This window comes from Haloarcula sp. MBLA0138, assembly GCF_055632455.1.
On the sequence record NZ_CM145746.1, the window covers coordinates 734196 to 755498 of the forward strand.

General features: G+C 67.9%; 22 protein-coding genes. 10 read left to right on the plus strand and 12 right to left on the minus strand.

The annotated features are described in order from the left end of the window. Positions 1–24: 24 nt before the first annotated feature. From ACV7JO_RS03775 to ACV7JO_RS03785, 3 genes are read right to left on the minus strand one after another with little or no spacing between them, the layout of a single operon-like run. The gene (locus ACV7JO_RS03775) at positions 25–1281 is read right to left on the minus strand and encodes a hypothetical protein (RefSeq protein ID WP_470355012.1); all 1257 of its coding nucleotides are present in this window, start codon (positions 1279–1281) and stop codon (positions 25–27) included. 1 nt (position 1282) lies between these two features. Next, on the minus strand, positions 1283–2209 hold the full coding sequence (locus tag ACV7JO_RS03780) for a hypothetical protein (protein WP_470355013.1): 927 nt from the start codon (positions 2207–2209) through the stop codon (positions 1283–1285). 1 nt (position 2210) lies between these two features. After that, on the minus strand, positions 2211–3761 hold the full coding sequence (locus ACV7JO_RS03785; protein WP_470355014.1) for a hypothetical protein: 1551 nt from the start codon (positions 3759–3761) through the stop codon (positions 2211–2213). Between the two features lie 87 nt (positions 3762–3848). On the opposite strand from ACV7JO_RS03785, the gene mvaD reads away from it, so the two are divergent. Together mvaD and ACV7JO_RS03795 are read left to right on the plus strand one after the other, a co-directional pair. Next, the gene (gene mvaD / locus ACV7JO_RS03790; RefSeq protein WP_470355015.1) at positions 3849–4823 is read left to right on the plus strand and encodes a phosphomevalonate decarboxylase MvaD; all 975 of its coding nucleotides are present in this window, start codon (positions 3849–3851) and stop codon (positions 4821–4823) included. Positions 4824–4887: 64 nt separating this feature from the next. Continuing rightward, positions 4888–6060 (plus strand): NAD(P)/FAD-dependent oxidoreductase, encoded by a 1173-nt coding sequence (locus ACV7JO_RS03795; RefSeq protein WP_470355016.1) that lies wholly within the window; start codon positions 4888–4890, stop codon positions 6058–6060. A 1-nt stretch (position 6061) separates the two neighbouring features. Here ACV7JO_RS03795 and ACV7JO_RS03800 read toward each other — a convergent pair whose 3' ends face one another. Together ACV7JO_RS03800 and ACV7JO_RS03805 are read right to left on the minus strand one after the other, a co-directional pair. Further along, a complete protein-coding gene (locus tag ACV7JO_RS03800) occupies positions 6062–7042 on the minus strand; it encodes a chemotaxis protein CheW (RefSeq protein ID WP_470355017.1) in 981 nt (326 codons plus the stop codon). Further along, positions 7039–7941: a ParA family protein gene (locus ACV7JO_RS03805; protein WP_470355018.1), complete on the minus strand. Its 903-nt coding sequence runs from the start codon at positions 7939–7941 to the stop codon at positions 7039–7041. The genes ACV7JO_RS03800 and ACV7JO_RS03805 overlap by 4 nt, the downstream gene beginning before the upstream one ends. Before the next feature lie 173 nt (positions 7942–8114). Between ACV7JO_RS03805 and ACV7JO_RS03810 the strand changes: the two genes are divergently transcribed. Together ACV7JO_RS03810 and ACV7JO_RS03815 are read left to right on the plus strand one after the other, a co-directional pair. Continuing rightward, the gene (locus tag ACV7JO_RS03810; protein WP_470355019.1) at positions 8115–8612 is read left to right on the plus strand and encodes a FlaD/FlaE family flagellar protein; all 498 of its coding nucleotides are present in this window, start codon (positions 8115–8117) and stop codon (positions 8610–8612) included. Between the two features lie 70 nt (positions 8613–8682). Continuing rightward, positions 8683–9759, plus strand: a complete 1077-nt coding sequence (locus tag ACV7JO_RS03815) for a hypothetical protein (RefSeq protein WP_470355020.1) — start codon at positions 8683–8685, stop codon at positions 9757–9759. Here the strand turns inward: ACV7JO_RS03815 and ACV7JO_RS03820 are convergent. Further along, the gene (locus tag ACV7JO_RS03820) at positions 9756–9965 is read right to left on the minus strand and encodes a hypothetical protein (protein ID WP_470355021.1); all 210 of its coding nucleotides are present in this window, start codon (positions 9963–9965) and stop codon (positions 9756–9758) included. The two genes, ACV7JO_RS03815 and ACV7JO_RS03820, sit on opposite strands and share 4 nt — an antisense overlap. 176 nt (positions 9966–10141) lie before the next feature. Between ACV7JO_RS03820 and ACV7JO_RS03825 the strand changes: the two genes are divergently transcribed. Together ACV7JO_RS03825 and ACV7JO_RS03830 are read left to right on the plus strand one after the other, a co-directional pair. Next, entirely contained in the window at positions 10142–10279 is a 138-nt protein-coding gene (locus ACV7JO_RS03825; protein ID WP_470355022.1) for a hypothetical protein, read from the plus strand. A gap of 143 nt (positions 10280–10422) precedes the next feature. Next, positions 10423–12540 (plus strand): GH32 C-terminal domain-containing protein, encoded by a 2118-nt coding sequence (locus ACV7JO_RS03830; protein WP_470355023.1) that lies wholly within the window; start codon positions 10423–10425, stop codon positions 12538–12540. Positions 12541–12550: 10 nt separating this feature from the next. On the opposite strand, the gene ACV7JO_RS03835 is transcribed toward ACV7JO_RS03830, so the two are convergent. Both ACV7JO_RS03835 and ACV7JO_RS03840 read right to left on the minus strand, forming a co-directional pair. Continuing rightward, positions 12551–13882: a glycoside hydrolase family 68 protein gene (locus ACV7JO_RS03835; RefSeq protein WP_470355024.1), complete on the minus strand. Its 1332-nt coding sequence runs from the start codon at positions 13880–13882 to the stop codon at positions 12551–12553. 99 nt (positions 13883–13981) lie between these two features. After that, positions 13982–14218, minus strand: coding sequence for a DUF7996 family protein (locus ACV7JO_RS03840; protein ID WP_470355025.1), 237 nt, complete (start codon positions 14216–14218; stop codon positions 13982–13984). A 128-nt stretch (positions 14219–14346) separates the two neighbouring features. On the opposite strand from ACV7JO_RS03840, the gene ACV7JO_RS03845 reads away from it, so the two are divergent. Both ACV7JO_RS03845 and ACV7JO_RS03850 read left to right on the plus strand, forming a co-directional pair. Further along, positions 14347–15393: a phytoene/squalene synthase family protein gene (locus tag ACV7JO_RS03845; RefSeq protein WP_470355026.1), complete on the plus strand. Its 1047-nt coding sequence runs from the start codon at positions 14347–14349 to the stop codon at positions 15391–15393. 83 nt (positions 15394–15476) lie between these two features. Continuing rightward, on the plus strand, positions 15477–15848 hold the full coding sequence (locus tag ACV7JO_RS03850; protein WP_470355027.1) for a hypothetical protein: 372 nt from the start codon (positions 15477–15479) through the stop codon (positions 15846–15848). A 10-nt stretch (positions 15849–15858) separates the two neighbouring features. Here the strand turns inward: ACV7JO_RS03850 and ACV7JO_RS03855 are convergent, their stop codons facing one another. The 4 genes from ACV7JO_RS03855 to ACV7JO_RS03870 form a co-directional block, all read right to left on the minus strand. Continuing rightward, positions 15859–16149, minus strand: coding sequence for a hypothetical protein (locus tag ACV7JO_RS03855; RefSeq protein ID WP_470355028.1), 291 nt, complete (start codon positions 16147–16149; stop codon positions 15859–15861). Positions 16150–16240: 91 nt separating this feature from the next. Beyond that, a complete protein-coding gene (locus ACV7JO_RS03860; RefSeq protein WP_470355029.1) occupies positions 16241–16570 on the minus strand; it encodes a hypothetical protein in 330 nt (109 codons plus the stop codon). Positions 16571–16649: 79 nt separating this feature from the next. Then, positions 16650–17264 carry a rod-determining factor RdfA gene (gene rdfA, locus ACV7JO_RS03865; RefSeq protein ID WP_470355030.1) on the minus strand — a complete coding sequence of 205 codons (615 nt, stop codon included), beginning with the start codon at positions 17262–17264 and terminating at the stop codon, positions 16650–16652. A 15-nt stretch (positions 17265–17279) separates the two neighbouring features. After that, positions 17280–19247 carry an archaea-specific SMC-related protein gene (locus tag ACV7JO_RS03870; protein ID WP_470355031.1) on the minus strand — a complete coding sequence of 656 codons (1968 nt, stop codon included), beginning with the start codon at positions 19245–19247 and terminating at the stop codon, positions 17280–17282. Positions 19248–19884: 637 nt separating this feature from the next. Here ACV7JO_RS03870 and ACV7JO_RS03875 point away from each other — a divergent pair. Continuing rightward, entirely contained in the window at positions 19885–20352 is a 468-nt protein-coding gene (locus ACV7JO_RS03875) for a hypothetical protein (protein WP_470355032.1), read from the plus strand. Continuing rightward, positions 20349–21275 (plus strand): FAD-dependent monooxygenase, encoded by a 927-nt coding sequence (locus tag ACV7JO_RS03880; protein WP_470355033.1) that lies wholly within the window; start codon positions 20349–20351, stop codon positions 21273–21275. Before ACV7JO_RS03875 ends, ACV7JO_RS03880 begins: the two co-directional genes overlap by 4 nt. The last annotated feature ends 28 nt before the right edge of the window (positions 21276–21303 follow it).

Consider the following 21303-nt stretch of genomic DNA (forward strand, 5'->3'; position numbering starts at 1 on the left):
CCGCGACGCCGGCGGTTCGCGCGGTCACTCCTCGTCGTTCTCGCCGTCAGCCGTGTCGTCGTCCTCGTCCAGCGACGCGAAGGGGTCGTCTGCCCCCTCGCTCGCGCCGTCGTCTACCGTTCCGGCGTCCTCGTCGAGTTCGCTCTCGAAGGGGTCCTCGTCGCCGTCGGTGTCCGCCGCCTCGCCGAGTGTCTCGAAGGGGTCGTCGCGCGATTCGTCCCCGCTCGGTTCCTCGCTGTCGCCCAGTTCCGCGTCGAACGGGTCGTCGGAGTCGGCCGCTGCGTCGCTGTGGCGCTCGTCGGTCGCCGCACCGTCGGCGGTATCGCCGTCGCCCGGCGCTTCCTCGACCGCGTCGCGCTCGGCCTCCCGTGCCGTCACTTCTTCGCCGTCCGGCGTGACACCCCCGTCGTCGGCCGGTGTCTCCTCGCCGTCGTCGTCCCACGCCTCCTCCCAGTCGTCCGCCCCGTCGGCGGCGTCCGCGTCGCCGTCGGCCGCGTCCTCGGCGGTCGTCGCCGCCGGGACTGCCGGGATGTCGAGGGCGTGGAGGTCGGCCCCGTCGCTGCCCGCGCCTTCGACGACGAGCGCCCGGAGTTCCTCGCTCAGTTCGTCGAGCCTGTCGGCGACGGCGTCGAGGTCCAGCAGCCGCGGCGCGAGCGTCAGGTACTGGTCGCCGTCGTCGGTCACGAGGTCGGCCTCGGTCAGGCGGAGGCGGTCGGCCGCGTCGGCGTCGAACCCCTCCGCCGGGCCGAACCCGCGGACATCGACCGGGGACTCCAGCGTGACCGAGCCGTTGGCGATGGCCTGCGGGAGGACGACGGCCGCGTCGTCGAGGGTGGCCTCGGTCTGTGACTTGAACGTGTGACAGACCGTCCCCGACAGGTCGAGCCGCCGTTCGCCGCTGACGACGCCGAGGACGGTGCAGTCCGACAGCCGGACCTCGGTCCCGACGACGTTGCCGCGGACGACGCAGTCCTCGAGTTCGACGTAGCTCCCGGTGACGGTCCCGTGGACGTGGGCACCCGCCCCATCGACCGTTCCCGGCGTCCCCACGTCGCCGTCGACCTCGCAGCCGTCGAGTTCGACGCCCTCGCTCGCCATCACCGACGCGCCGACGACACAGTCCCCGAGGTCGACCGTCTCACCGTAGACGCCCCCGGTGACGACGGCCCCGTCGCCGACCCGGACCGGCCGGTCGAGTTCCGCCTGTTCGGTCGGGATTATCTTCCCGCGGTAGGTCTCGTCGGCGTCGACGAGCGCCCGCGTCTGCTCTATGGTCGCCATCTCACTGCTCCTCCTGTATCGTCAGGCCGTCGCCGGTCGCCCCCTCGAAGGCGCTCTCGTAGGACACCAGCCCGAACAGCCCGTCGCGGCCGTACTCCTCGACCGTCGAGGCGACGAGGTGGTCCTGTGCCTTCCGTGGGGTGGCGTCGTCGAGCGTGGTCTCGGCGACCCGCTCGGCGGGCGTCTCCAGCCCGTCGACGGGGTCCAGCGTCGCCCCGAACCAGCCGTCGTCGCTGGCCTCCACGTCTGCCGGCGGGACGACGACCTCCTCGTAGACGCCGTCGCGCTCGACGCCGACGACGTAGAAGGGCACTTCGACCGGTTGGGGCTCCTCGGCGTCGGTCATCACGTCGGTCCGGTGCTGGTCGATGTCCGAGAGGAGGCGCTCCCGGTCGTCGACGAAGCCGTCTATCGCCGACCGCGCGCCGTCGAGGGCGGCCGTCAGACCCGCGGCCCGCTCGTCGCCGGTGCGCTCGGCGTGGCTCCGCAGGTCGCTCCACGTCCCCGAGACGTGCTCGACGAACGGCCGCTCGATGCCGTCCTCGAACTCCTCCTCGTCGACGCGGAAGATGTGCTCGCCGAGGTCCCGTATCCGGCGCTCGGCGCGCTCGTTTAGCTCCGCGTGTTTCTCCGCGAACCGTTCCCCGATGTGGTCCAGTTGCTCGTCCAGTTCCCGCTTTTCCTCCGCTATCTGGTCGTGCTCGGCCTCTATCTGGGGCTTGATGCTCGTCACCTCCGCCATGTGCTCCATCAGCTTCAGCTCCGCTTGGGCCTGCGTGTTCCTGTCGACGGCCTCCTGCACGTTCTCGAAGCCGAGCTTGAGCGTCTCGATGACTTCGTCGAACCGACCCTTGATGGCCCGAAGTTCCTCGACGACGGTCCCGAGCCGGTTCGAAATCTGGCGGGTCAGCGCGTTCTCGTCGGCCATCCTACTGCTCCTCCTGCTGGGTGGCCCGCAGCATCATCTCGTTTTGGGTGTGAATCTGCTCGGCGACCATCGCCGTCGCCTTCGCGTCCATCAGTTGCGCGGCCGTCGCCTCCCGGTGGCGGCGCTCCTCCTCGGCCCGCCGGAGTTGGGCCGCCTCCTCGACTTCCTCCTGTGCCTCCTCTAGCTTCTGTTGGTTCAGGTTGCGCGTCTCCTCGATTATCTCGTCGGTGCGTTCGCGTATCCGCGCGCGCTCGGCTTCGACGTCGTCGACGAACTGCTGGCGGCGCTGTCGTCCGAGGTGGTCGTACTCGACCATCTTCGAGGAGATGGCGTCGATAGAGCCCTCGCCGGCCTTGGCCTGCGTCTCGAGATCCCGAATCTTCGAGCGCACGTCCTTGATACGGTCCCACGCCGTCCGTATCTCCTCGCGGCGCTGCTCGAACTCCCGCTCTTCGAGGTCGGACTTCTGGTCCTCGATGTTCTCGTACACCTCGCGGCGCTGGTCGTCTTTCTCCACCCACAGCGCGTCCCAGATGTCCTCGACGAGGTCGTCCCGGACCCGGTGTTTGGCGATGACGGCCTCCTCCTCGAACTCCTCGTGGCAGGTCGTACAGGACCACGTGACCGTCTCGCCGGCCCGCACGTCGAGCGTCGAGTCGACGCCGTCCTCGTGGCAGTTCGGGCAGTAGAAGACGTACGTCGGCAAGGAGAGCGTGTTGCTCGCCGAGCGTATCTGCTCGTCCAGTAGGTCGACCGCCTCCGACTGGGCCTCAGTCAGCGTCTCGACGGTCTCCTCGGAGGTCTCCTTGACGGATTCGAGGGTCTCCTCGGTGTCGTCCTCGACCACCGCCCGCTCCAGCGTCTGGAGCTTCTCGACCTCCGCGGCCGCGCTCTCCTCCGTCGCGTCGTCTCGGGCCGCCGTCGGTTCGGCGTGGCGTTCGAGGCGGCGCAGTCCGCCCGCCAGCGCGTCGTCGCTCGCCACGAGCGGGGCGGTGACCTCCGTCTCGTCGGCCGCCTCGACGACCGATTCCACGTCGGCGAGCGCGTCGCGGACGGTCGCCTCGATGTCGTCGTCACGGGCTTTCACCATCGGGAGGTCGTCGGTCGCGTCCAGCGACGACGCGGCGGCTTCGAGCGGGTCCCGGTCGGGAATCCGCCGGAGCGTGAACGACGAGTCCGAGAGGACGCCCTCGCCGTCGTAGACGACCGTCCCGTCGGCCGTGGGGAACAGGTAGCCGGTCCAGTAGCGTCGTTGGACCGACTCGACGCTCACGTCCGGTTCCTGTCGGCGCGCGTACATTCCGACGCCGCCCCCGGTCACGACGCCCAGCAGCGCGATTCCCAGCCCCACCGACGCCGGGCCGAGACCGACCACGAGCAGGCCGAGTACGAGGCCGGCGACCCCCACGCTGACGGCGACGGAGAGGAGTCGCCGCTGTCGGTCGAGGTGGTCGTCGATGTCGTCTGCGATGGCCATACCGACCGCGAGTCCGACCTCGCTGCCGTGGTCGAGGGGCCCCCGGTCCGAGAGAAGCGTTCCTGTCACTCGCATTCGTACTTGTCGTGTATGTGTCGTATCACGAATAAGAGTACCGACGCCGTTCGCAATTGCAAAGTAACCGGCCCGGAACGGTGGGATATGAAGGCGACAGCGAAGGCCCACCCGATTCAGGGGTTGGTCAAGTACCACGGGATGCGCGACCCGGAGCTTCGGCTCCCGTATCACGACAGTATCTCCGTCTGTACGGCACCGAGCCACTCGAAGACCACGGCGGCCTTCGAGCCCGACCGGGACGAGGACGTCTACGTCATCGACGGCGAGACAGTCGATGGACGGGGCGCAGAGCGCATCGACGCCGTCGTCGACCACGTCCGCGAACTGGCCGGCATCGACCACGGCGTCCGCTTCGAGTCGGCCAACGACTTCCCGACGAACATCGGCTTTGGCTCCTCGTCGTCGGGCTTTGCCGCCGCCGCGATGGCGCTGGTCGAGGCGGCCGGCCTCGACATGACCCGGCCCGAAATTTCGACGGTCGCCCGTCGGGGCTCCTCGTCGGCCGCGCGGGCGGTCACGGGGGCGTTCTCCCACCTCCGAACGGGGATGAACGACAAGGACTGCCGCAGCGAGCGCATCGAGACCGACCTCGAAGACGACCTGCGCGTCGTCGCCGGGATGGTCCCCTCCTACAAGGAGACCGAGGAGGCCCACGCCGAGGCCGCCGACAGCCACATGTTCGAGTCCCGGATGGCCCACATCCACGGCCAGATCTCGGACATGCGGGACGCGCTGTACGACGCCGACTTCGAGCGGACCTTCGAACTCGCCGAACACGACTCCCTGTCGCTGGCCGCGACGACGATGACCGGCCCCGCGGGGTGGGTGTACTGGCAGCCCCGGACCATCGAGATATTCAACGCCGTCCGCGCGCTCCGGAACGAGGAAGACGTTCCCGTCTACTTCTCGGTCGACACCGGCGCGAGCGTCTACGTCAACACCACCGCCGACCACGTCGACCGCGTCGAGGGCGTCGTCGCCGACTGCGGCGTCGACACCCGCGTCTGGGAGGTCGGCGGCCCCGCGCGGGTCCTCAACGACGACGAAGCGCTGTTTTGAGCGTCGCCGTCGAGTTCTGACGGGGCGCGGACAGGGTTTTCCCCGTCCGGCCCGACAGTCCGGTATGCGCGTCGCCGTTCTCGGTGCCGGTTACGCCGGCCTCACACTCGCCCGGAAACTCGACCGAACGCTCCCGGACGACGCGGACCTCGTCGTCGTCGACGAGGCCGCCGACCACGTCGTCCAGCACGAACTCCACCGGGTCGTCCGCCGGCCCGGTCTCGCCGACGAGATAGCGGTCCCGCTGGCGGACGTACTCGACTGCGACCGCCGGCGGGCCGAGGTGGTCGACGTGGACCCGGACGCCGGCGTCGCCGAACTCGCCGGCGGCGACCGCCTCGACTACGACGTGGGCGCGGTGTGTCTCGGCGCTCGAACGGCTTTCTACGACCTCCCCGGCGTGCGCGAGCACGCCACGCCGCTGAAACGGCTCGCCCACGCCGAGCAAATCCGCGCGGACTTTCTCGACCTCGACGACGGCGACCGCGTCGTCGTCGGCGGCGCGGGCCTCTCGGGCGTACAGGTCGCGGGCGAACTCGCAGCGCTGGGCGACGAGCAGGGGATCGACGCCGAGGTCGTCCTGCTCGAACAGGCCGACGCCGTCGCCCCCACCTTCCCCGAGGCCTTCCAGCGCGCGGTCCGCGACGCGCTCGTCGACGCCGGCGTGACCGTCCGGACCGGGACCGCCGTCGACTCGGCGGACGCCGCGGCCATCGCGCTCGCCGACGGCGAGTCACTCGACTACGGCCAGTTCGTCTGGACGGGCGGCATCGCGGGGTCGCCGGCGCTCGACGGCGAGCGACCGGTCGTCAGGGCTGACCTCCGCTTGGGCGAGCGGACCTTCGCGGTCGGTGACGCCGCCCGCGTCGTCGACGGCGACGGGCAGGCCGTGCCGGCCAGCGCCTCGGCGGCCATCCGCGCGGCCCGGGTCGCGGGCGAGAACGTCACGGCCATGGCCCAACACCTCCGCGACGGCGACGACGGCTTCGAGCCGCGACTGGCCCGCTACACGTTCGACGTGCCGGGCTGGCTGGTCTCGGTCGGTGACGACGCCGTGGCGAAGGTCGGCCCGACGGTACTCACTGGCCGGCCGGCGCTGGCGCTGAAGACGACGGTCGGCGCGGGCTATCTCTCGACGGTCGGGGCCGTGGAAAACGCCGTCGACCTCGTGCGCGAAGAACTGGGCGTGGCCGTCGACGCGGACGCCGCGCCCGACGACCTCGGCGACGGCGAGTGAGTCAGTCCTCGCCGTCCTCGGCGGTCGCCTGTCGGAGCGCGTCGTCCGGTTCGACCCAGATGACGAACTGCTCCTCGTCCTCGCGGTCGACGACGCCGTTGATGTACTCCGCGTCGACCGGCGGGACGTTGACCTCGTCCTCGTAGACCGGGACGACCTGCCGGACCTCGTCGACTATCCAGCCGACTGCGCCCTGCTCCTCGAAGATGTCCGGGTCGAAGACGACGACGAGGTTCTGGTCGCCGGGTTCGTCGATGTCCATCATCGCCGTGGGGTCGAGGATGGTGGTAATCTGGCCCCGGAGGTCGACGACGCCCTCGACGTAGTCGGCGGTGTTTGGGACCCGCGTGATGGCGTCGCGCTTGACGATCTCCTCGACGTACTCGATGTCGAGACAGTAGTACTCCTCGCCGAGCGCGAACTCGAGGACGCGGGCCACCTGCTCGCGCGATTTGGTCTCCTCCTCTTGGACCGCCGCCGCGCGAGCGCCGCCCTCGGTCCCGGCCGCGCCCGTCGCCATCGCCTCGTCGAGCAGCTCTTGGTCGGGGAGCGCCACCCCGGTCGGCCCCTGCATCGGCTGGGCCGTCGCGGAGACGTCGCCGGTCTCGGTCGACCCGCCACCGGTCTCGCCGGCGGTGCCGGTCACCTGCGCGGCGGCCTCCGCGGCCCGCTGTGCGGCCGCCGCCGCGTCGGCGCTCCCCTCGTCGACTGTCTCGTCGGCCGGCGCGTCGCCGGTGTCGTCGGCACCGGCCACGGCGTCGGGTCCGTCCGACGCGGCGTCGTCGCTCGTGTCGGTGTCGTCTGCCGCATCGGCCGCGGCAGTCGACGTGGCGTCGGTGCCGCCGGCGTCGGTGTCCGCGGTCTCGTCGGGACCGCCGTCGGCGACGCTCTCGGCGTCGTCGGTCTCGTCTTCGTCTCTGTTCCCCTCGCGCATCTTGCGGATGCGCTCCGCTCGGTCCATACGGTCGTCGTCGTCACTCATGCTGTCACCTCGGTGTCGGCGAAGCCGAACTGCCTGTCGCACTCGGCGGCGATGTCCTCGAAGACGGCCGCCATGTCGCACTGCTCCTCCGTGGCGAAGACGGACCGCCCGGCGCTGAACGCCCGCTGGAGCGCGACGCGCTTGCGGACCTCCCAGACCGGGCTCTCCGGGAACGCCATCTCGAACCACTCGAGCATCGTCTCGTCCTCGGCGGTGGTCTCGACGCGGTTGGCGACCACGCCGAGCGTCCCGACGCTGATGCCGGTTTGGGACTCCAGCGCGGCCATCTGGTCCATCAGGAGTTCGATGGCCCGCTCGGAGGTGGCCTCCGTCAGCGCGGGAATCAGGATGCGCTGGGCCGCGTAGACGCCCGCGTCGGTGAGTTTACCGTAGAACGGCGGCGAGTCGATGACGACGTAGTCGTAGTCGTCCTCGACGGTCGCGAGCGCGCGGTCGAGCACGTCCAGCGCGTGGTCGCCCGTGACCGTCTCCGGTCGGACGTTGAGGGCGAACGAGGCCAGCGCCTCGGGGTCGATATCGCGGTTCCCGGCGCGGACGCGGGCGATGAGGTCCGCTATCGTGAGTTCGTGTTCCGCCTGCAGCATGTCGATGCTCGCTGGAATCACGTCCATCTCCGGGTGGTCGACGACGAGGTCGCCCGCCAGCGCGGGGTCGTCGGTCAGCGCGTCGAACAACGTCGGCGGCTCGGCGTCGTAGGCGTCGACGAGGCCCAACCCCTCCGTGGCGTTGCCCTGCGGGTCGAGGTCGACGAACAGCACGTCCCGTCCCCGGTCGTTGAGCGCACCGGCCACGTTGATGGCTATCGTCGTTTTGCCGGTCCCGCCCTTCGCGTTGGTCACGCACAGCCGCGCGGTCCCGGACCCTGATTGCCGGCTCATCGTCGAACTGTCCGCATGTCCGTCCCGCCCACTCTTAAAAATACGCCCCCGATTATCAACCGCGTAATTCGGTGCCGCTGCCCCGACGCAGCCCAGAACCGGCGAATGCGCGTCTGACGACCGTCGGACGCGGTGCAAGATTTATCAGCTAGCAGTAGAAACAAGGAGGTATCATGACCATCAACCCGCGCGACTACGACTTGGACGAGTTGCGCAAGATGGCTCGCCAGCGCGGCGAGCGCGGCAACGGGTTGGCCGACGACGAGGACATGCCGGACCCCGCGAACATCGACATGGGACTCGACGACGAGGACGAGGAGGTGCTCGCCGGCAGTTCGTTCCGGGCCGGGCTCTACCGCGAACTGCTCCCCTTCCTCGGCGGCGACGCCGCCGAGAAGCCGTACCTCGACCACCTGCCGGAGAACTACGCCGCCGAGTTCGTCGTCTTCGAGTGGCTGGAGTTCCTGCTGATGCACTCGGGGTATCAGGGGGCCGACGAGGCGCTGGAGTACTACGCCTCCATCGACTGGATAACCGAGGGCGTCCAGTCAGACCTCTCGGACTACCTGCTGGGTATCGACGAGTCCGCGACCAACGACGACAACGACCTCGACGTCGACGACCACATGCTGAGCCTCGTCTACGTGGCGAAGCTCACCGGGATGCAGTAGCCGGGCGGCTATCAGAGCTGATTCTTGACGAGAGGTTATATACCGGGGCGGCGTCAACACGCCACCGTACATGAGTGACGACGACGCTGCGGACGCGGCCGAGGACGAGCCCTCGACCGGCGGGGCGACGGTGCCGGTCGGCGTCAAGCTCGGCAGCACGCGGACGGTCATCGCCCTCCCGGACGACCACGGGACCGAGAACCGCATCATCAAGACGCTGACCTGCATGGCGACCTACGAGGACGCCCTCACCGGTGAAGAGAAGGTCCTCTACGGCGAGGAGGCCGCGCGGGAGTACCCCGACCGGGTCCAGTACATGCTTCGTTCGGGGCTCCCCGAGGACGAGGACCGCGCCGAGATGACCAAGACGTTCTTCGAGGCCATCATCGAGGAACACGACATCCCGGCCGACAGCGGGGTCGTCTACGCCATCCCGACCATCGACAACCCGCAGGGATTGGAGAACCTCCGCGGGGTCATCGAGGACTCCAGCATCGGTCTCTCGCTGGTCGAGAGTTACCCCGAGTCCCTGTGTGGCTCGATACCGGCCTTCGGCGACGACCTCGAAGCCATCGACGAGATATTCCTCGCGGTCAATATGGGGTCGACGAACCTCGAAGCCTCCGCGTACCGCCGTGGCGAACAGCTCTCGCCGTTCACCACCGGGGCCGTGACGGGCAACGAGGTCGACCGGATGATAGCAAACTACGTCGAGGAGGAGACCCAAGGCCGGGTCAACATCGACACGCAGACCGCCCGCGAGTACAAGGAGGAACACGCCGACTTCGTCGACTTCGAGCCCTTCACCGACATCATCCAACAGCCCGGCGGCGGCTCTCACGAGTTCACCATCGAGCGGTCGGTGATGGACGCCGTAGACGAGTACCTCGACGACGTAGTCGACGAACTCGCCAACACCTTCCTGCCGGAACTGGCGAACGACTACATGAAGGTCTATCAGCTCGCGCTGGACCGGCCCATCGTCCTCACCGGCGGGATGGCCTGCATCCCCGGCGTCGTCGAGGAGTTCGAGGAGCGGCTCAGCGCCGAACTCAACCGCGAAATCGAGGCGATAGCCGCCGACCAGCCGGACGTGGCACCGACGGTCGGCGCACAGCGCATCGCCGCGCGTCTGGCCGGCGACTAACCGCTCCAGCAGTCCAGCCAGCGCTCGATTCTAGACTGTTTCCCGCTCCCGGCCGCGTGTGCGGTCCTCGAGAGGACGGCGAACACGTCCGTGTCGATGCGGGCGATGTAGTCGTCCGACCGGCCCCCGGCCAGCGACTGATCCGGCTCGCGGCGATGGGTCTCCTCGGCCGTCCGCTCGGCCACGTCGAGTCGTACTCGCGGCATGGACTGGCGTTCGACGGCGTGATTCCTAAAGCTCAGTCAGACGCCCGTCTGCCGCTCCCGCTGTAGCCCCGTCGCGCCTCTGTCGCCCGCGCTCGCCGGCAGCCGAACGTCGCGCTATCGTCTCCCGATAACGGGGCCGAAGGCTTATGACTCGGCGCGGAGTATAATTAACTATAATGTCGTACTGCCCCACCTGTGGGACGCGGATGACATACAACGACGAGACGACGAAGCTCACGGAGTTCGTCTGCCCGGCTTGCCACGAGACGATCATCGACTGGAAGGCCGAGGCTCGGGGCGAGCGACTCGCCTGACGACGCCGGTCCACAGGTTCCCGTTCGCGGCCAGCGATTCGCGGTGACTCGCGGCATCGGCCGGCCGCCGCGACACGTTCGCGCAGGAACAAGCACGAACGATTGCCGAATGTTTTTATATTCGAGGGGCAGAGAACCGTCCGATGAACGCGTCGCCCCGAGCGGGCTGTCTGTTCCTCGACTCGGTCTCCGACGAACAGCGGGCCGCCTACGAGTGGTGTGAGACGGTCCTCGACGCCGAGACGGTCGCCGTCGACGCCGTCGACCCGTCCTCCTACGACGTTCTCTGGTGGCACCGAACGGAACCGCTGTCGGCCGACGTCCTCCCGGCGGCCGCGTGGGACCGCCTCGGCGAGTGGGTCCGCGACGGCGGCGGGATGTTGTTGACCCTCGGCGCGCTGACGGCGGTCGAGGCGCTGGGGTTCGACACCGTCGGCCCGGACGCCGTCGGCTGGGAGGAGGCCGACGTGCCGGTCGGGCCGCTCTGGCGGTCGCTGTACGACGACCACCCGGTCCGCAACCCGTTCGACACCCTGCGCGTCCACACCCGCGGGCCGGGCGTGACCGTCCCCTACGCCCGCTACGAGCGGGTCGCCCCCGCCGAGGGCGACCTGCTCGCGAGCACCGTCTGGGGCGACGCCGACGTGGTCAAACAGCAGTCGACGGTCTCGTGGCAGCCCGGCGACGGGATGGCCCTCGGCGTCGGTGCGGCCGTCTCGTTCCGACAGCCGACCCACGAGGTCTGTCGGTCGAACCGCGAGTCGCTCGTCGCCGGCGCGCTCGACTACCTCGCGGCCGGCGAGCCACACGCCCTCGTCGGCCGCCCGAAAGACGCCGCGGCCTTTGCCGAGACGCGCGCCCGGCTCGCCGACGACTCGCTGCGCCCGAGCTACCACCTCACGCCGCCGGCCAACTGGCTCAACGACCCGAACGGCCTCATCCACTGGAACGGGCGCTACCACGTCTTCTACCAGTACAATCCGGTCGGCCCCTTCCACAACACCATCCACTGGGGCCACGCGGTCAGCGACGACTTAGTCCACTGGGAGGACCGCCCCGTCGCGCTGTCGCCCGACCCCGACGGCCCGGACAGAGACGGCTGCTGGTCGGGCTGTGCCGTCGACGACGACGGGACGGCGACGATTCTCTACACCGGCGGTCGGGACAAACACCAGTTGCCCTGTATCGCCACGGCGGCCGACGACGAACTCACCGGTTGGGTGAAAGACCCCGCCAACCCGGTCATCGAGGAGACGCCCGCGGAGCCGGAAATCCTGCGGACCGAGGACTGGGAGGGGGAGTTCCGCGACCACTGCGTCTGGCGCGAAGACGACACGTGGTACCAGCTCATCGGCGCGGGCATCGAGGGCGGCGGCGGGGCGGTGTTGCTCTACGAGTCCGAGAACCTGCGGGACTGGGAGTACCGCGGCCCCATCCTTACGGGCGACCGGGACACCGCCGGCACCGTCTGGGAGTGCCCCGAACTGCTCGATTTCGGCGACCGACAGCTACTCCACGTCTCGAACTACGAGGACGTGGTCTACTTTCTGGGCACCTACACCGACGGCTCCTTCGAGGCGATGCGGCGGGACAAGCTCGACCACGGCGATTTCTACGCCCCCCAGTCGATGTGGACCGACGACGGGCGCGTCCTCACGTGGGGGTGGGTGCCCGAGGCCCGCGACCTGAGCGCCCAGTGGGACTCCGGTTGGGCGGGCGCGATGTCGCTGCCCCGAGAGCTGTCGCTGGCCGACGACGGCGGACTCTGTCAGCGCCCGGCCCCGGAACTGACCGCGTTGCGCGGAGCGAACACGCACCGCGACCGCGTCCGACTGGACGACGAGCGCCGCGAACTGGATGTGACAAGCGACGCGTTCGAACTCCGGGCGACGGTGCGGTTGGAGGACGCCGAGGCGGTCGAACTGTCGGTGTTGGAGACCGACGACCGCGCCGAGCACACGCCGATACGCTACGGCCGGAACAGCGAGGTCACCGTCGACCGCGCGCCGGCCAGCGCCGACCCCGAGGCGACCAGCGACACCCAGCGGATGCGGGTGACGCCCTACGACGCGCCGCTGTCGCTGCGGGTGTTCGTCGACGGCTCTATCGTCGAGGTGTTCGCAAACGAGCGTCACTGCCTGACCAGCCGCGTCTATCCGACGCGGGACGACGCCGCGGGCCTCTCGCTGGCCGCCGACGGCGGCCGGGCGACCGTCGCGTCGCTGGACGTGTGGGAACTCGACGACGCGTGGTCGCGGTGAGCGCTCGTCGTTACTCGTCCGTTCGAGCCCCGTAGCCCGACGTCGGCGCGTCCTCGGTGCGGCGCTTTCGGCGCCGAATCAGTACCCGGTCGGTGGGGGGCAGTTCCTCGCCGGTCGTCGGCACCTCCCAGTGGCCGAGTTTGCCGACGATGCGGGTTCGTGCTCCCTCGGCGTCGAGGCGTAGCGTCGGTGCGAGCGTCCCGCCGAAGCGCCGCATCTGCTCGGACTCGGGGAGGTGGGCTATCTCGTCGAGCGTGTCGCCAGCGAAGTCGAAGTAGTTGAAGAAGCTCTGGACCAGCACCTCGCCGCCGTGGGGGAAGGCCATCCACGAGTACGACTGGAAGGGCGCGTTCGCGGGGTTGGTCACCACCAGCCCCGACTCGTTCAGCGGGACGTAGTCTCCGCGTAGCTCCTCGGCGACGAAGCCGTAGAGGCCGTCGAACCCGTCCAATCCGGGCGCGAACGTGTGGAGGTGGCTGGAGACGAAGAGGTAGTACAGGCCGTCGCGGTAGACGACGTGGGGGCGTTCGAGTTCCTGATTGACGCAGACCGCGTCCAGCAGCGGGTCGGACAACTCCCACGAGAGCGGGTCGCCGCTCGGTGAGCGCGCGAGGCCGACGCTCCCGTTGAACTCCCGTTGGGCGGCGTCGCCGCCGCAGGCGTCACTGTCGTCGGGAACCGGAGTGTTCGCTTCGAACAGGAGCCACGTCTCGCCCGTCGCGGGGTCCTCGAAGAACCACGGGTCCCGGAACGTGTATATCATCCCGCGGGACTGCTCCTCGCGCTCGTAGCGCTCGCCGTCGGGCCGGAGGAGTTCGTGGTGGCTCCACGGGCCGCGCAGGTCGAAGCCGCCGGCGGTGTCGATACTGCCGCCGCCGGCACCGACGATGCGCTGGGTGTAGGTCAGGTCCTCGGCCCCCGCCTCGCCGGCGGCGGTGTAGTAGACGTAGACGTCGCCGTCGTCGTACAGGGCCGACCCGGCCCACTGGCGCTGGCCCAGCGCCGACTCGAAGACCGGACCGGCGTCGTGCCACTCGCGGCCGTCGGGGGAGTAGAAACAGCGGATGGTCGCCACGTCGTGGCGCTTGCCCGGTAGGAGGTCCGACGGGGCGGTGAGCGAGAAACAGACCCGGTAGCCGTCGACCGACGCGAGCGTGCCGTCCCGCTCGCGAAGGAACCACGTGTCCCAGATGTGGACCTCGGGAATCTGGTCGTCCTCGGGCGGGTAGACGACGGGTGCGACCGTCGCCGCCGTCCGCTCGATTCGCCCCGCCTGCTCGCGTGTCCAGCCGGCGCGGGCACCGAAACCGGCCGCTCCCGGGCCGAGTGACTGGTCGTCCATGCTACTCCGTCCGTGGACCACCGACAAAAGTGTTTGTAACGGACTACTACGGCTGTTGTATGAGATTTAGCGTACTGGTTCGTCGCCGGCGTGGCCCGCTCACTCGCTCGACGTGTCCTCGTCGCTCTGGAGGTCGACGCCCTCGGGCGCGCTGATGTCGAGCGGGCGTATCCACTCCATCCATATCAGGACGACGCCGAGCCCGTAGCCGAGCGCCCAGACGGCGCTCCCGACCGTCGGGTAGCCAAGCGCCCCGATACCCCAGTTGGCGAGTCCGGGGACGACGACGATGGCCAGCACCGTCGCGCCGAAGGCGACCGCTTCGCGCCCGTTCATCCGTCGGTCACCGCCGCGGACAGATAAATCATGGTCGTGGGTAGGGACGCGGGTCGCTTAGATGTGCTGTTTCGGCACCCGTAGCCGTCCCATTTTTATCACAGTACGCCCTACGCCGGGTGTCGGGAATGTCTCAGAACCACACTGACCGGTCGCCCCCAGACGACATCGAGTGGTGCTACGACGCCGTTCATCGAGTGTCGCGGACGTTCAGTCTCACGATCGCCGAACTCGACGAGCCGATGGCGCGCAACATCTGCGTCGGCTACCTCCTCTGTCGCGTCGCCGACACCATCGAGGACGCCGGTCACATCCCGCCCGCGGTCCAGTCCGAGCTACTGCGGACCTACGACCGGGTCCTCGACCCCGGCGCGGAGACGACCGTCGGCACCTTCCGCGAGGCGGTCGACGAGTGGATTCCCGCCGACCGCAACGACGACTGGCGGGTCGTCGACCACGCCGACCGAGTCGTCGACGTGTTCCGGACGCTGGACCCCGATTCGACGGGGACCATCCGGGGTCCGGTGAGCGAACTCGTCGACGGAATGGCGATGTTCGTCGACCGGTACGCCGACCAAGGGGGCCTCCGAATCAAGACGCTCGAAGAACTCGAGGAGTACTGCTGGTACGCCGCCGGAACCGTCGGCACGCTCGTCACCGGGTTGGTCTCTCACGACGCGACCGACGAGCAGGTCGCACAGATGGAGGCAAACGCCCGCGCCTTCGCCCTCCTGCTCCAGTTGGTCAACGTCGCCAAGGACGCGGCCGCGGACAAACAGGAGGAGGACAACGTCTACCTCCCGCTGGAACTGCTCCGCGAGCAGGGCCTCGACCACGACGATGTGGGACGGGCCGCCAACGCCGAGCGCGTGGTGCCGGTCATCGAGCAGGTGACGGCCCGCGCCGAGGGCTACCTCGACGGCGCGCAGGCGTGGCTCGAAGCGATGCCCGAGGCCCGCGGGAACACGCTCTCGGCGTGGGCTATCCCCTTCCTGCTCGCGGTCGGTACTATCCGCGAACTCCGGGAGCGGCCCGCCGACGTGGTCGAGCAGGGCAACGTCAAGATAACCCGCGACGAGGTTCACGCCGTCTGCCAGCAGTTCGTCGGGAGCGACACCCCCGACGTGGCGACGCTCCGCCGGCGGATTCGACAGCGTCCCCTCCACGAGTACTGACGCCCCGCGTGGTTCTGGGTCCGTTCTCGTTTCTCCCCGTCGTCCGCCGACGGGCTGAAACCGCTGGCGGTCGTACGTTGGGTGTGACCCGCACGCTGGAGCTTCCGAACGGCGACGTGGTCGACGCCGACGACGTGTTCCTCTACAACGGCTACCCCTACCGCGTGGTGTGGGCCGACGACCCCGAGTACGCCTTCGAACTCTCGCCGCTGTATTGGAGCGGGGGCGGGATGGACGTGCCGTTCCACGACCGCGAGGCCCTCGTCGACCAGTGGGAGACGGACTCGCGGGGGCTGCTCGACCCGGCGGCGTGGGACCGCTGGCTCGACGAGGCGGCCGACGACGACCGGTTCGACGACGAGGAGGTCGCGGCCCTCGCCGCGGAGCTACCGACCGACGCGGCTGGCGGCGACGCCGACACCGGCCGCGGCCTGCTCGACCGACTCGGCTTCTAACCGCGCGGGCTTACCTGACCGTCGTCCGACCCGCCGCCCACTCCCAGGCGAGTTCCAACGCGAGCCACAGGGCGACCCACGTCGCCACGAAGGCGAAGACGAGTACGGTCGTGGACAGCCACTGTAGGCCCGCCGTCAGCGCCAGCAGGGTGGAGTAGAGCACCACGAACGACGCGACGGCTAGCAACATCCCGGCAAGCCCGCACGTGTAGTGTTCGACGGCCGGAACCGTCGAGCCCGGCTGTCCGACTTCCTCCTCGCCGAGCGGTCTGCCCGGGCCGGGTGACTCCTGTGCAGCCATGGTTGGTAATACCTAGCATAAAATCGAGGCAGCGGCGGCTTATGTGTTACTGTTTTTTCAGGATTCCGAGAAAGCGAATCTTCCGGACCGCTCAGGTGTGCAGCGCCGGCCCCGGCTTCCACGTGTTCCCTTCGAGGACCACGAGGTCGTAGCGTTCGAGTACCTGCATCGTCTCGACGACCGCCTCGGCGTCGTACTCCACCGCCATATCCGACGGGAGGTGGTCCGCGATGGCGCTCCGGGTCCCACCGTCGATGCGGACGACCGTCTCCAGCAGCGTCTCGACGTCGTCGGCCAGTGGGACCAGCGTGTCGGGTTCGGACTCCTCGTCACGGAGCTTCGATACTACGTCGCTGTACGGTCCCGAAAGCTCCATCGACACGGTCACTTGGTCCGCGTCTGCGTCTGTCTCCTCTGACATACGACCGAGTACAGACGTTGTGACCAAAAAACCTCCCATCCAATCACGGATTCCCGGTCACCCGTGGCGGATGTCGCCCTCACTGCCGGCAGTCACAGCCGCCGCGGTCGAAGAACTCCGCGACGGCGTACTGCGTGCCACACTCCTGACAGAGGACTTGGAGGTCGAACAGTATCTCGAACTCCCCGGCGTCGATGCGGTCCGTGTCCCGTAGCTTCTCGATGCGCCCCTCCGCCACCGACTGCGTTCGCGTCATCAGTCGCTGGATGCTCTCTAGGTCCTTCTGGACCTTCTCCGCGTCGGAGACGCCCTCGTACTCGGCCCCGCGGTAGGACTTCAGGTACGACCGTATCGCTTGATACGTGACGAAATCGTCCTCCAGCGCGTCGGTGTCGATGTCGTTCTCCGCGAGGCGATTCCGCGTATCGGTCGCCACGCCGGCGCTGACGTCCCCGTCGGTGAGGTTCTGGTAGACCGTCTCGACGTCCCGGTCGAGCGCCCCCATCCCGGCTTCGAGCAGTCGGGCTTCGAGCAGCCGCTTGTTGAAGTGGTCCGCGAGGTCCCGCAGACTCATTCGCTCGACGCCGTCGCCGGTCCAGCGCGCCTCTAGCTCCGCGCCGAACCCGTCGAGTTCGTACTCCTCGATGAGCCGCGCGACCTTGCTGGAGGGGCGTCCGTCTGTCGTGTTTGCCATGGTGTGTCAGAGCCGTCAGATTTCCGTGATTCGGGTGTACTGGTCGTCCAGCGCCTGCGCGTCCTCCGGGAGGAGCGCGACGACGAGGTACTGGGCGTAGTCGGCGAAGTAGTCGACCAACGCGGCGATGCGGTCGGAGTCGATGGCCTCCAGCGAGTCCAACAGCATGAACGGGACGGTCTCGTGGAGGTCGTGGACCAGATAGCCCGCGAGCGCGAAGATGAGCCCGGTCACCTCGCGCTCGCTCTCGCTCAGGTGTTCGATGGTGTCCTCGTAGGCCGCGCCGCCCTCGGTGGTCCGGACGATGTGGAGTTCGAACACCGTCTTGTCGACCTTCTGTCGTCCTTCGCGGACCGTCTGCTCGACGCGCTCTATCCAGATGCGGTCGAGGTTCTCGTAGCCGAGGATGTCGAGGATAGCGTCCATGTGGTCGTTGAACGACTCGACCGCCTCGGCCTCTATCTGGTCTATCTTCGTGCGCTTGTCGGTCAGTTCGTCGACGAGTTCGTCCCGCTGTTCGCGGAGGTCGTCGGCCTCCGCCACGAGGTCCTCTATCTCGCCGATCTCGGTGGTCACGTCCTCCAAGTCGGATTCGAGGCTGTCTATCTCGAACTCCAGTTGGTTGGCCTCGCGGTGCAGCGAGAGGACGTCGTCGAAGTCCTCGGATTCGAGGTCGTCGACGGTCGATTCGAGCCGCTCGACCTCCTCGGTCAGCTCCTCGCGCTGGCTCTTCAGCGACTCCGTCTGGTCCTCGCGGCGCGCTATCTCGTCGGCGAGTTCGTCGAGTTGGCGCTCGATCTCCTCCCGGCGGTTCTGTGCCTGTTCGCTCTCGCGCTGTTCGGACTTGCGGGAATCGAGGTCCGACTTGACCTCGTTGAGTTCGCTCACCCGCTCGCTTCGCAGCGACTCCAGCCGATCGACTGTCTCCTCTATCTGGTCGCGGTCGACCGTCGAGCCACAGGTCCAACAGACCACGGAGTCCTCCTCTGCCGTCACCAACTGGTCGGTGACGCCGCCGGCGGCGTCCGCGTCGCCGTCCTCGGCGTCGCTGAGCGTCTGTAGCACGTCTTCGCTCCCGTCCTCCAGCTGTTCGCGGTTGTACTGGATGAGGTTCTGCAGCTCTGATATCTCGGTGTTGAGGCGCTGTCTGCGGCTCCGGAGCTCCTCGATCTGCGCTTCGAGTTCTCGGTGCTCTCCCATTGGAGCGTCCGGTAGGTCGTCGAGTTCGCTCTCCAACTCCGAGCGCTCCTGCTTGAGTGAGGCGACGCTGTCCTCCTGTCGCTCGATACGCGTCCGAACGGACTCGATTTCCGAGCGTGTGTCCCGAAGCTCTTCGAGCTTCTCCTCTAGGTCGGCCTTCTCTTGTCGACTCTCTTCTATATCTCTACTTTCCGACTCTATATCCTCTTCTTTTTCTGCTAGCTCTTCCTTTTTCTCTTTTATCTCTTCTTGTATATTGTTCTTTTTCCGTTCGAGGTCCGGGAGGTCTCGCTTCCGGTCTTCGATATTGGCAATCCGCTCGTTTATATCGCCTTTCTCTGATTCGAGGTCGCGTATCTCCCGGCGTATCTCGTCGGTGTCGACCGGGCGCATGATTATCTCCCGGAGGTCGTCGACGCGGGCGACCGAGCGCCGGGCCTCGTTGTTCTCCAAGAGGAACGCGAAGAGGTCACCGACCTCGGGGTCGTCGAGGTAGCTCTCGCCGTCGAACTGGATGGCGTTGCCGGCCCGCTTCAGTGTCCGCTCGTACGTCTCGCCGTCGATTTCGAGTTGGACGCGCCCCTCGTCGGCGTCGCCCTTGAGCGTCGCCTTGTCGCTGCCCATCGCGGCCATGACGGACTGCAGGAACGACGTGCGGTTGGTCGCGTTCTTCCCGGTGAGGACGGTGACGCCCGGCGGTAAGTCCAGCGACGTCTCGTCGATACCGCCCACGTTCCGCACCGCAAGGTGGGCTGCCTCGGTGGTCGGTTCGGCCGTTGTCATTACACGCACTTACCCACGTGTTCTGATAAATATTTCCTCTCGACTGTATCAACTGTTTCCCGCCGTTCGGTGGCACTTCGCCGCCGCGCGTACGGCGCACCTGTCGCCCGGGGGCTCACACAATAACCTTCGTACATCTGTTATTTTGTCCCGCTTTATGCCGCGCAGCACCGCTGGCACCCACGTGTCGCCCGTGTTCTGGACTCGGCGAAACGAGCTCTACGCTGTCCGATAATGCACGTATAGCTTCGAAATCTATTCCTGTAATAGCCAAATATGGTAGTAAAATACAAAACATAATGATGGAGGTGGCACAGTTAGATAAATAGATTCCAGTACGGGCCAAAAAATGCATTTATGGACAGGGAATATCTATTACGAACACAAGTATCGGGGATATAGTGATAGAGGTGCCGGAGAGCTGGCGTCGAGCGGCCGCTTCTCGTCCGCACCGCCCCATTCCGCCCTGTTTATTCGGTAGTGACGAATATCGGGGTACGCGACTGTCCCATCGTGCAACGTCCGAGTGGGACGATACGTACGTCGTCTCGAACGGTTCACCACTCACCGAGGTTTGCCCACCGGTAGGTACCGGAGGACCACAATCCCTTTGTATATTTAGGCTGGCCTAAACAATATGGCGCGTGACTCACCGCAACGCGAGGCTCCGACGCGGCGTGAATACGTGAGATACGGCGGCGCAATCGTCGGTGGCGGTTTACTCGCCGGCTGTTCGGGTGGTGACGAGAGGGGGACCGAATCCGCGGACACGACGCCCGACGCGGGGACCGAAGATGCCGCCTACTCGGCGACGTTGGCCCCCGCGGGCGAAGTCGACTTCGACGGGCCCCCGGAGGAGGTGTTCACGATTCTGGCTCACCACGCCGACATGGCGCTCGCGCTCGGCTACGGCGACGCGCTCAACGCGATGCACGCTCCGGAGTACTATCAGCCGCTGTGGCGGACGGTCACCCACCACCTCGACGGCGTCTCCGTCGACTGGGAGGGGCTGTACTCCTCGTGGCCGCCCGACACGGAGACGCTCTACGAACTCGACAGCGACGTTCACCTCGCCGACGCCGTCACCGGCGAGTTCGACGCATGACCACGTCCGCGACGACCGAACGCGGGCCGTTCGACCGCGATGTCGCCGTCGTCGGCGGCGGTCCGGCGGGCTGTGCCGCGGGCGTACTCACCGCTCGGTACGGCCTCGATACGTGTGTCTTCGACCGCGGGCGCTCCTCCATCCAGCGGTGTGCCCACTTGGAGAACTACCTCGGGTTCCCCGCGGGCATCGACATCGAGACGCTCTACGCGCTGTTTCACGACCACGCGACGACGGCCGGCTGTGACATCGCAGCCGACCACGTCGAGTCGGTCGAGCGCACCGCCGACGGCGACGGGTTCGTCGTCAATCCGCAGGAGGGCGGTCGGGTCACCGCACGCCGCGTCGTCGCGGCCACGCGGTACGGCGGCGAGTACATGCGCGGGCTCGGCGACGACGCGGCGATGTTCGAGACCCGCGAACACGACGGCGAGGTGACCGAGAAATTCGACAAGCACTACGCCGGAAGCGACGGCACGACGCCGGTCGACGGGCTCTACGTCGCCGCGCCCTACGGCGAGACCGGCTATCAGGCGAGCATGGCCGCCGGACGCGGTACCCGGGTCGGGATAACGCTCGTCGAGGACGTGCGCCGGGACCGGGGCTACCCCGAGACCATGCAGAACTACTACGACTGGATGCGTCGGGAGGCCGGACTCGACGACGAGTGGCGCGACCGGGACCGCTGGCGCGAGCACTTCCGCGAGCGGTTGCCCGACGACCACGGCCTCGACGACGACCGACTCGCCGACCTCCGCGAGCGGGAGGTCGACCGCCGGCTCGATACGTATCTCGCCCGCGACGAGGTCGAACGCCGGCGCGAGCGAGGCCATCGACGACTCCTCAACCACATCGACGACGACCTCGTCCTTGAAGCCGCGCGCGAAATCGAGGCCGAGCGCGAGGCGGCGGGACCCGAGTGAGTGCGGCCGGCGAGGCGCGGCGGGCGCG

Bases quoted from the DNA above. Each gene is read 5' to 3' on its own strand.
- ACV7JO_RS03775 (WP_470355012.1), bottom strand. From the start codon at position 1,281: ATGGCGACCATAGAGCAGACGCGGGCGCTCGTCGACGCCGACGAGACC.
- ACV7JO_RS03780 (WP_470355013.1), bottom strand. From the start codon at position 2,209: ATGGCCGACGAGAACGCGCTGACCCGCCAGATTTCGAACCGGCTCGGG.
- ACV7JO_RS03785 (WP_470355014.1), bottom strand. From the start codon at position 3,761: ATGCGAGTGACAGGAACGCTTCTCTCGGACCGGGGGCCCCTCGACCAC.
- mvaD (WP_470355015.1), top strand. From the start codon at position 3,849: ATGAAGGCGACAGCGAAGGCCCACCCGATTCAGGGGTTGGTCAAGTAC.
- ACV7JO_RS03795 (WP_470355016.1), top strand. From the start codon at position 4,888: ATGCGCGTCGCCGTTCTCGGTGCCGGTTACGCCGGCCTCACACTCGCC.
- ACV7JO_RS03800 (WP_470355017.1), bottom strand. From the start codon at position 7,042: ATGAGTGACGACGACGACCGTATGGACCGAGCGGAGCGCATCCGCAAG.
- ACV7JO_RS03805 (WP_470355018.1), bottom strand. From the start codon at position 7,941: ATGAGCCGGCAATCAGGGTCCGGGACCGCGCGGCTGTGCGTGACCAAC.
- ACV7JO_RS03810 (WP_470355019.1), top strand. From the start codon at position 8,115: ATGACCATCAACCCGCGCGACTACGACTTGGACGAGTTGCGCAAGATG.
- ACV7JO_RS03815 (WP_470355020.1), top strand. From the start codon at position 8,683: ATGAGTGACGACGACGCTGCGGACGCGGCCGAGGACGAGCCCTCGACC.
- ACV7JO_RS03820 (WP_470355021.1), bottom strand. From the start codon at position 9,965: ATGCCGCGAGTACGACTCGACGTGGCCGAGCGGACGGCCGAGGAGACC.
- ACV7JO_RS03825 (WP_470355022.1), top strand. From the start codon at position 10,142: ATGTCGTACTGCCCCACCTGTGGGACGCGGATGACATACAACGACGAG.
- ACV7JO_RS03830 (WP_470355023.1), top strand. From the start codon at position 10,423: ATGAACGCGTCGCCCCGAGCGGGCTGTCTGTTCCTCGACTCGGTCTCC.
- ACV7JO_RS03835 (WP_470355024.1), bottom strand. From the start codon at position 13,882: ATGGACGACCAGTCACTCGGCCCGGGAGCGGCCGGTTTCGGTGCCCGC.
- ACV7JO_RS03840 (WP_470355025.1), bottom strand. From the start codon at position 14,218: ATGAACGGGCGCGAAGCGGTCGCCTTCGGCGCGACGGTGCTGGCCATC.
- ACV7JO_RS03845 (WP_470355026.1), top strand. From the start codon at position 14,347: ATGTCTCAGAACCACACTGACCGGTCGCCCCCAGACGACATCGAGTGG.
- ACV7JO_RS03855 (WP_470355028.1), bottom strand. From the start codon at position 16,149: ATGGCTGCACAGGAGTCACCCGGCCCGGGCAGACCGCTCGGCGAGGAG.
- ACV7JO_RS03860 (WP_470355029.1), bottom strand. From the start codon at position 16,570: ATGTCAGAGGAGACAGACGCAGACGCGGACCAAGTGACCGTGTCGATG.
- rdfA (WP_470355030.1), bottom strand. From the start codon at position 17,264: ATGGCAAACACGACAGACGGACGCCCCTCCAGCAAGGTCGCGCGGCTC.
- ACV7JO_RS03870 (WP_470355031.1), bottom strand. From the start codon at position 19,247: ATGACAACGGCCGAACCGACCACCGAGGCAGCCCACCTTGCGGTGCGG.
- ACV7JO_RS03875 (WP_470355032.1), top strand. From the start codon at position 19,885: ATGGCGCGTGACTCACCGCAACGCGAGGCTCCGACGCGGCGTGAATAC.
- ACV7JO_RS03880 (WP_470355033.1), top strand. From the start codon at position 20,349: ATGACCACGTCCGCGACGACCGAACGCGGGCCGTTCGACCGCGATGTC.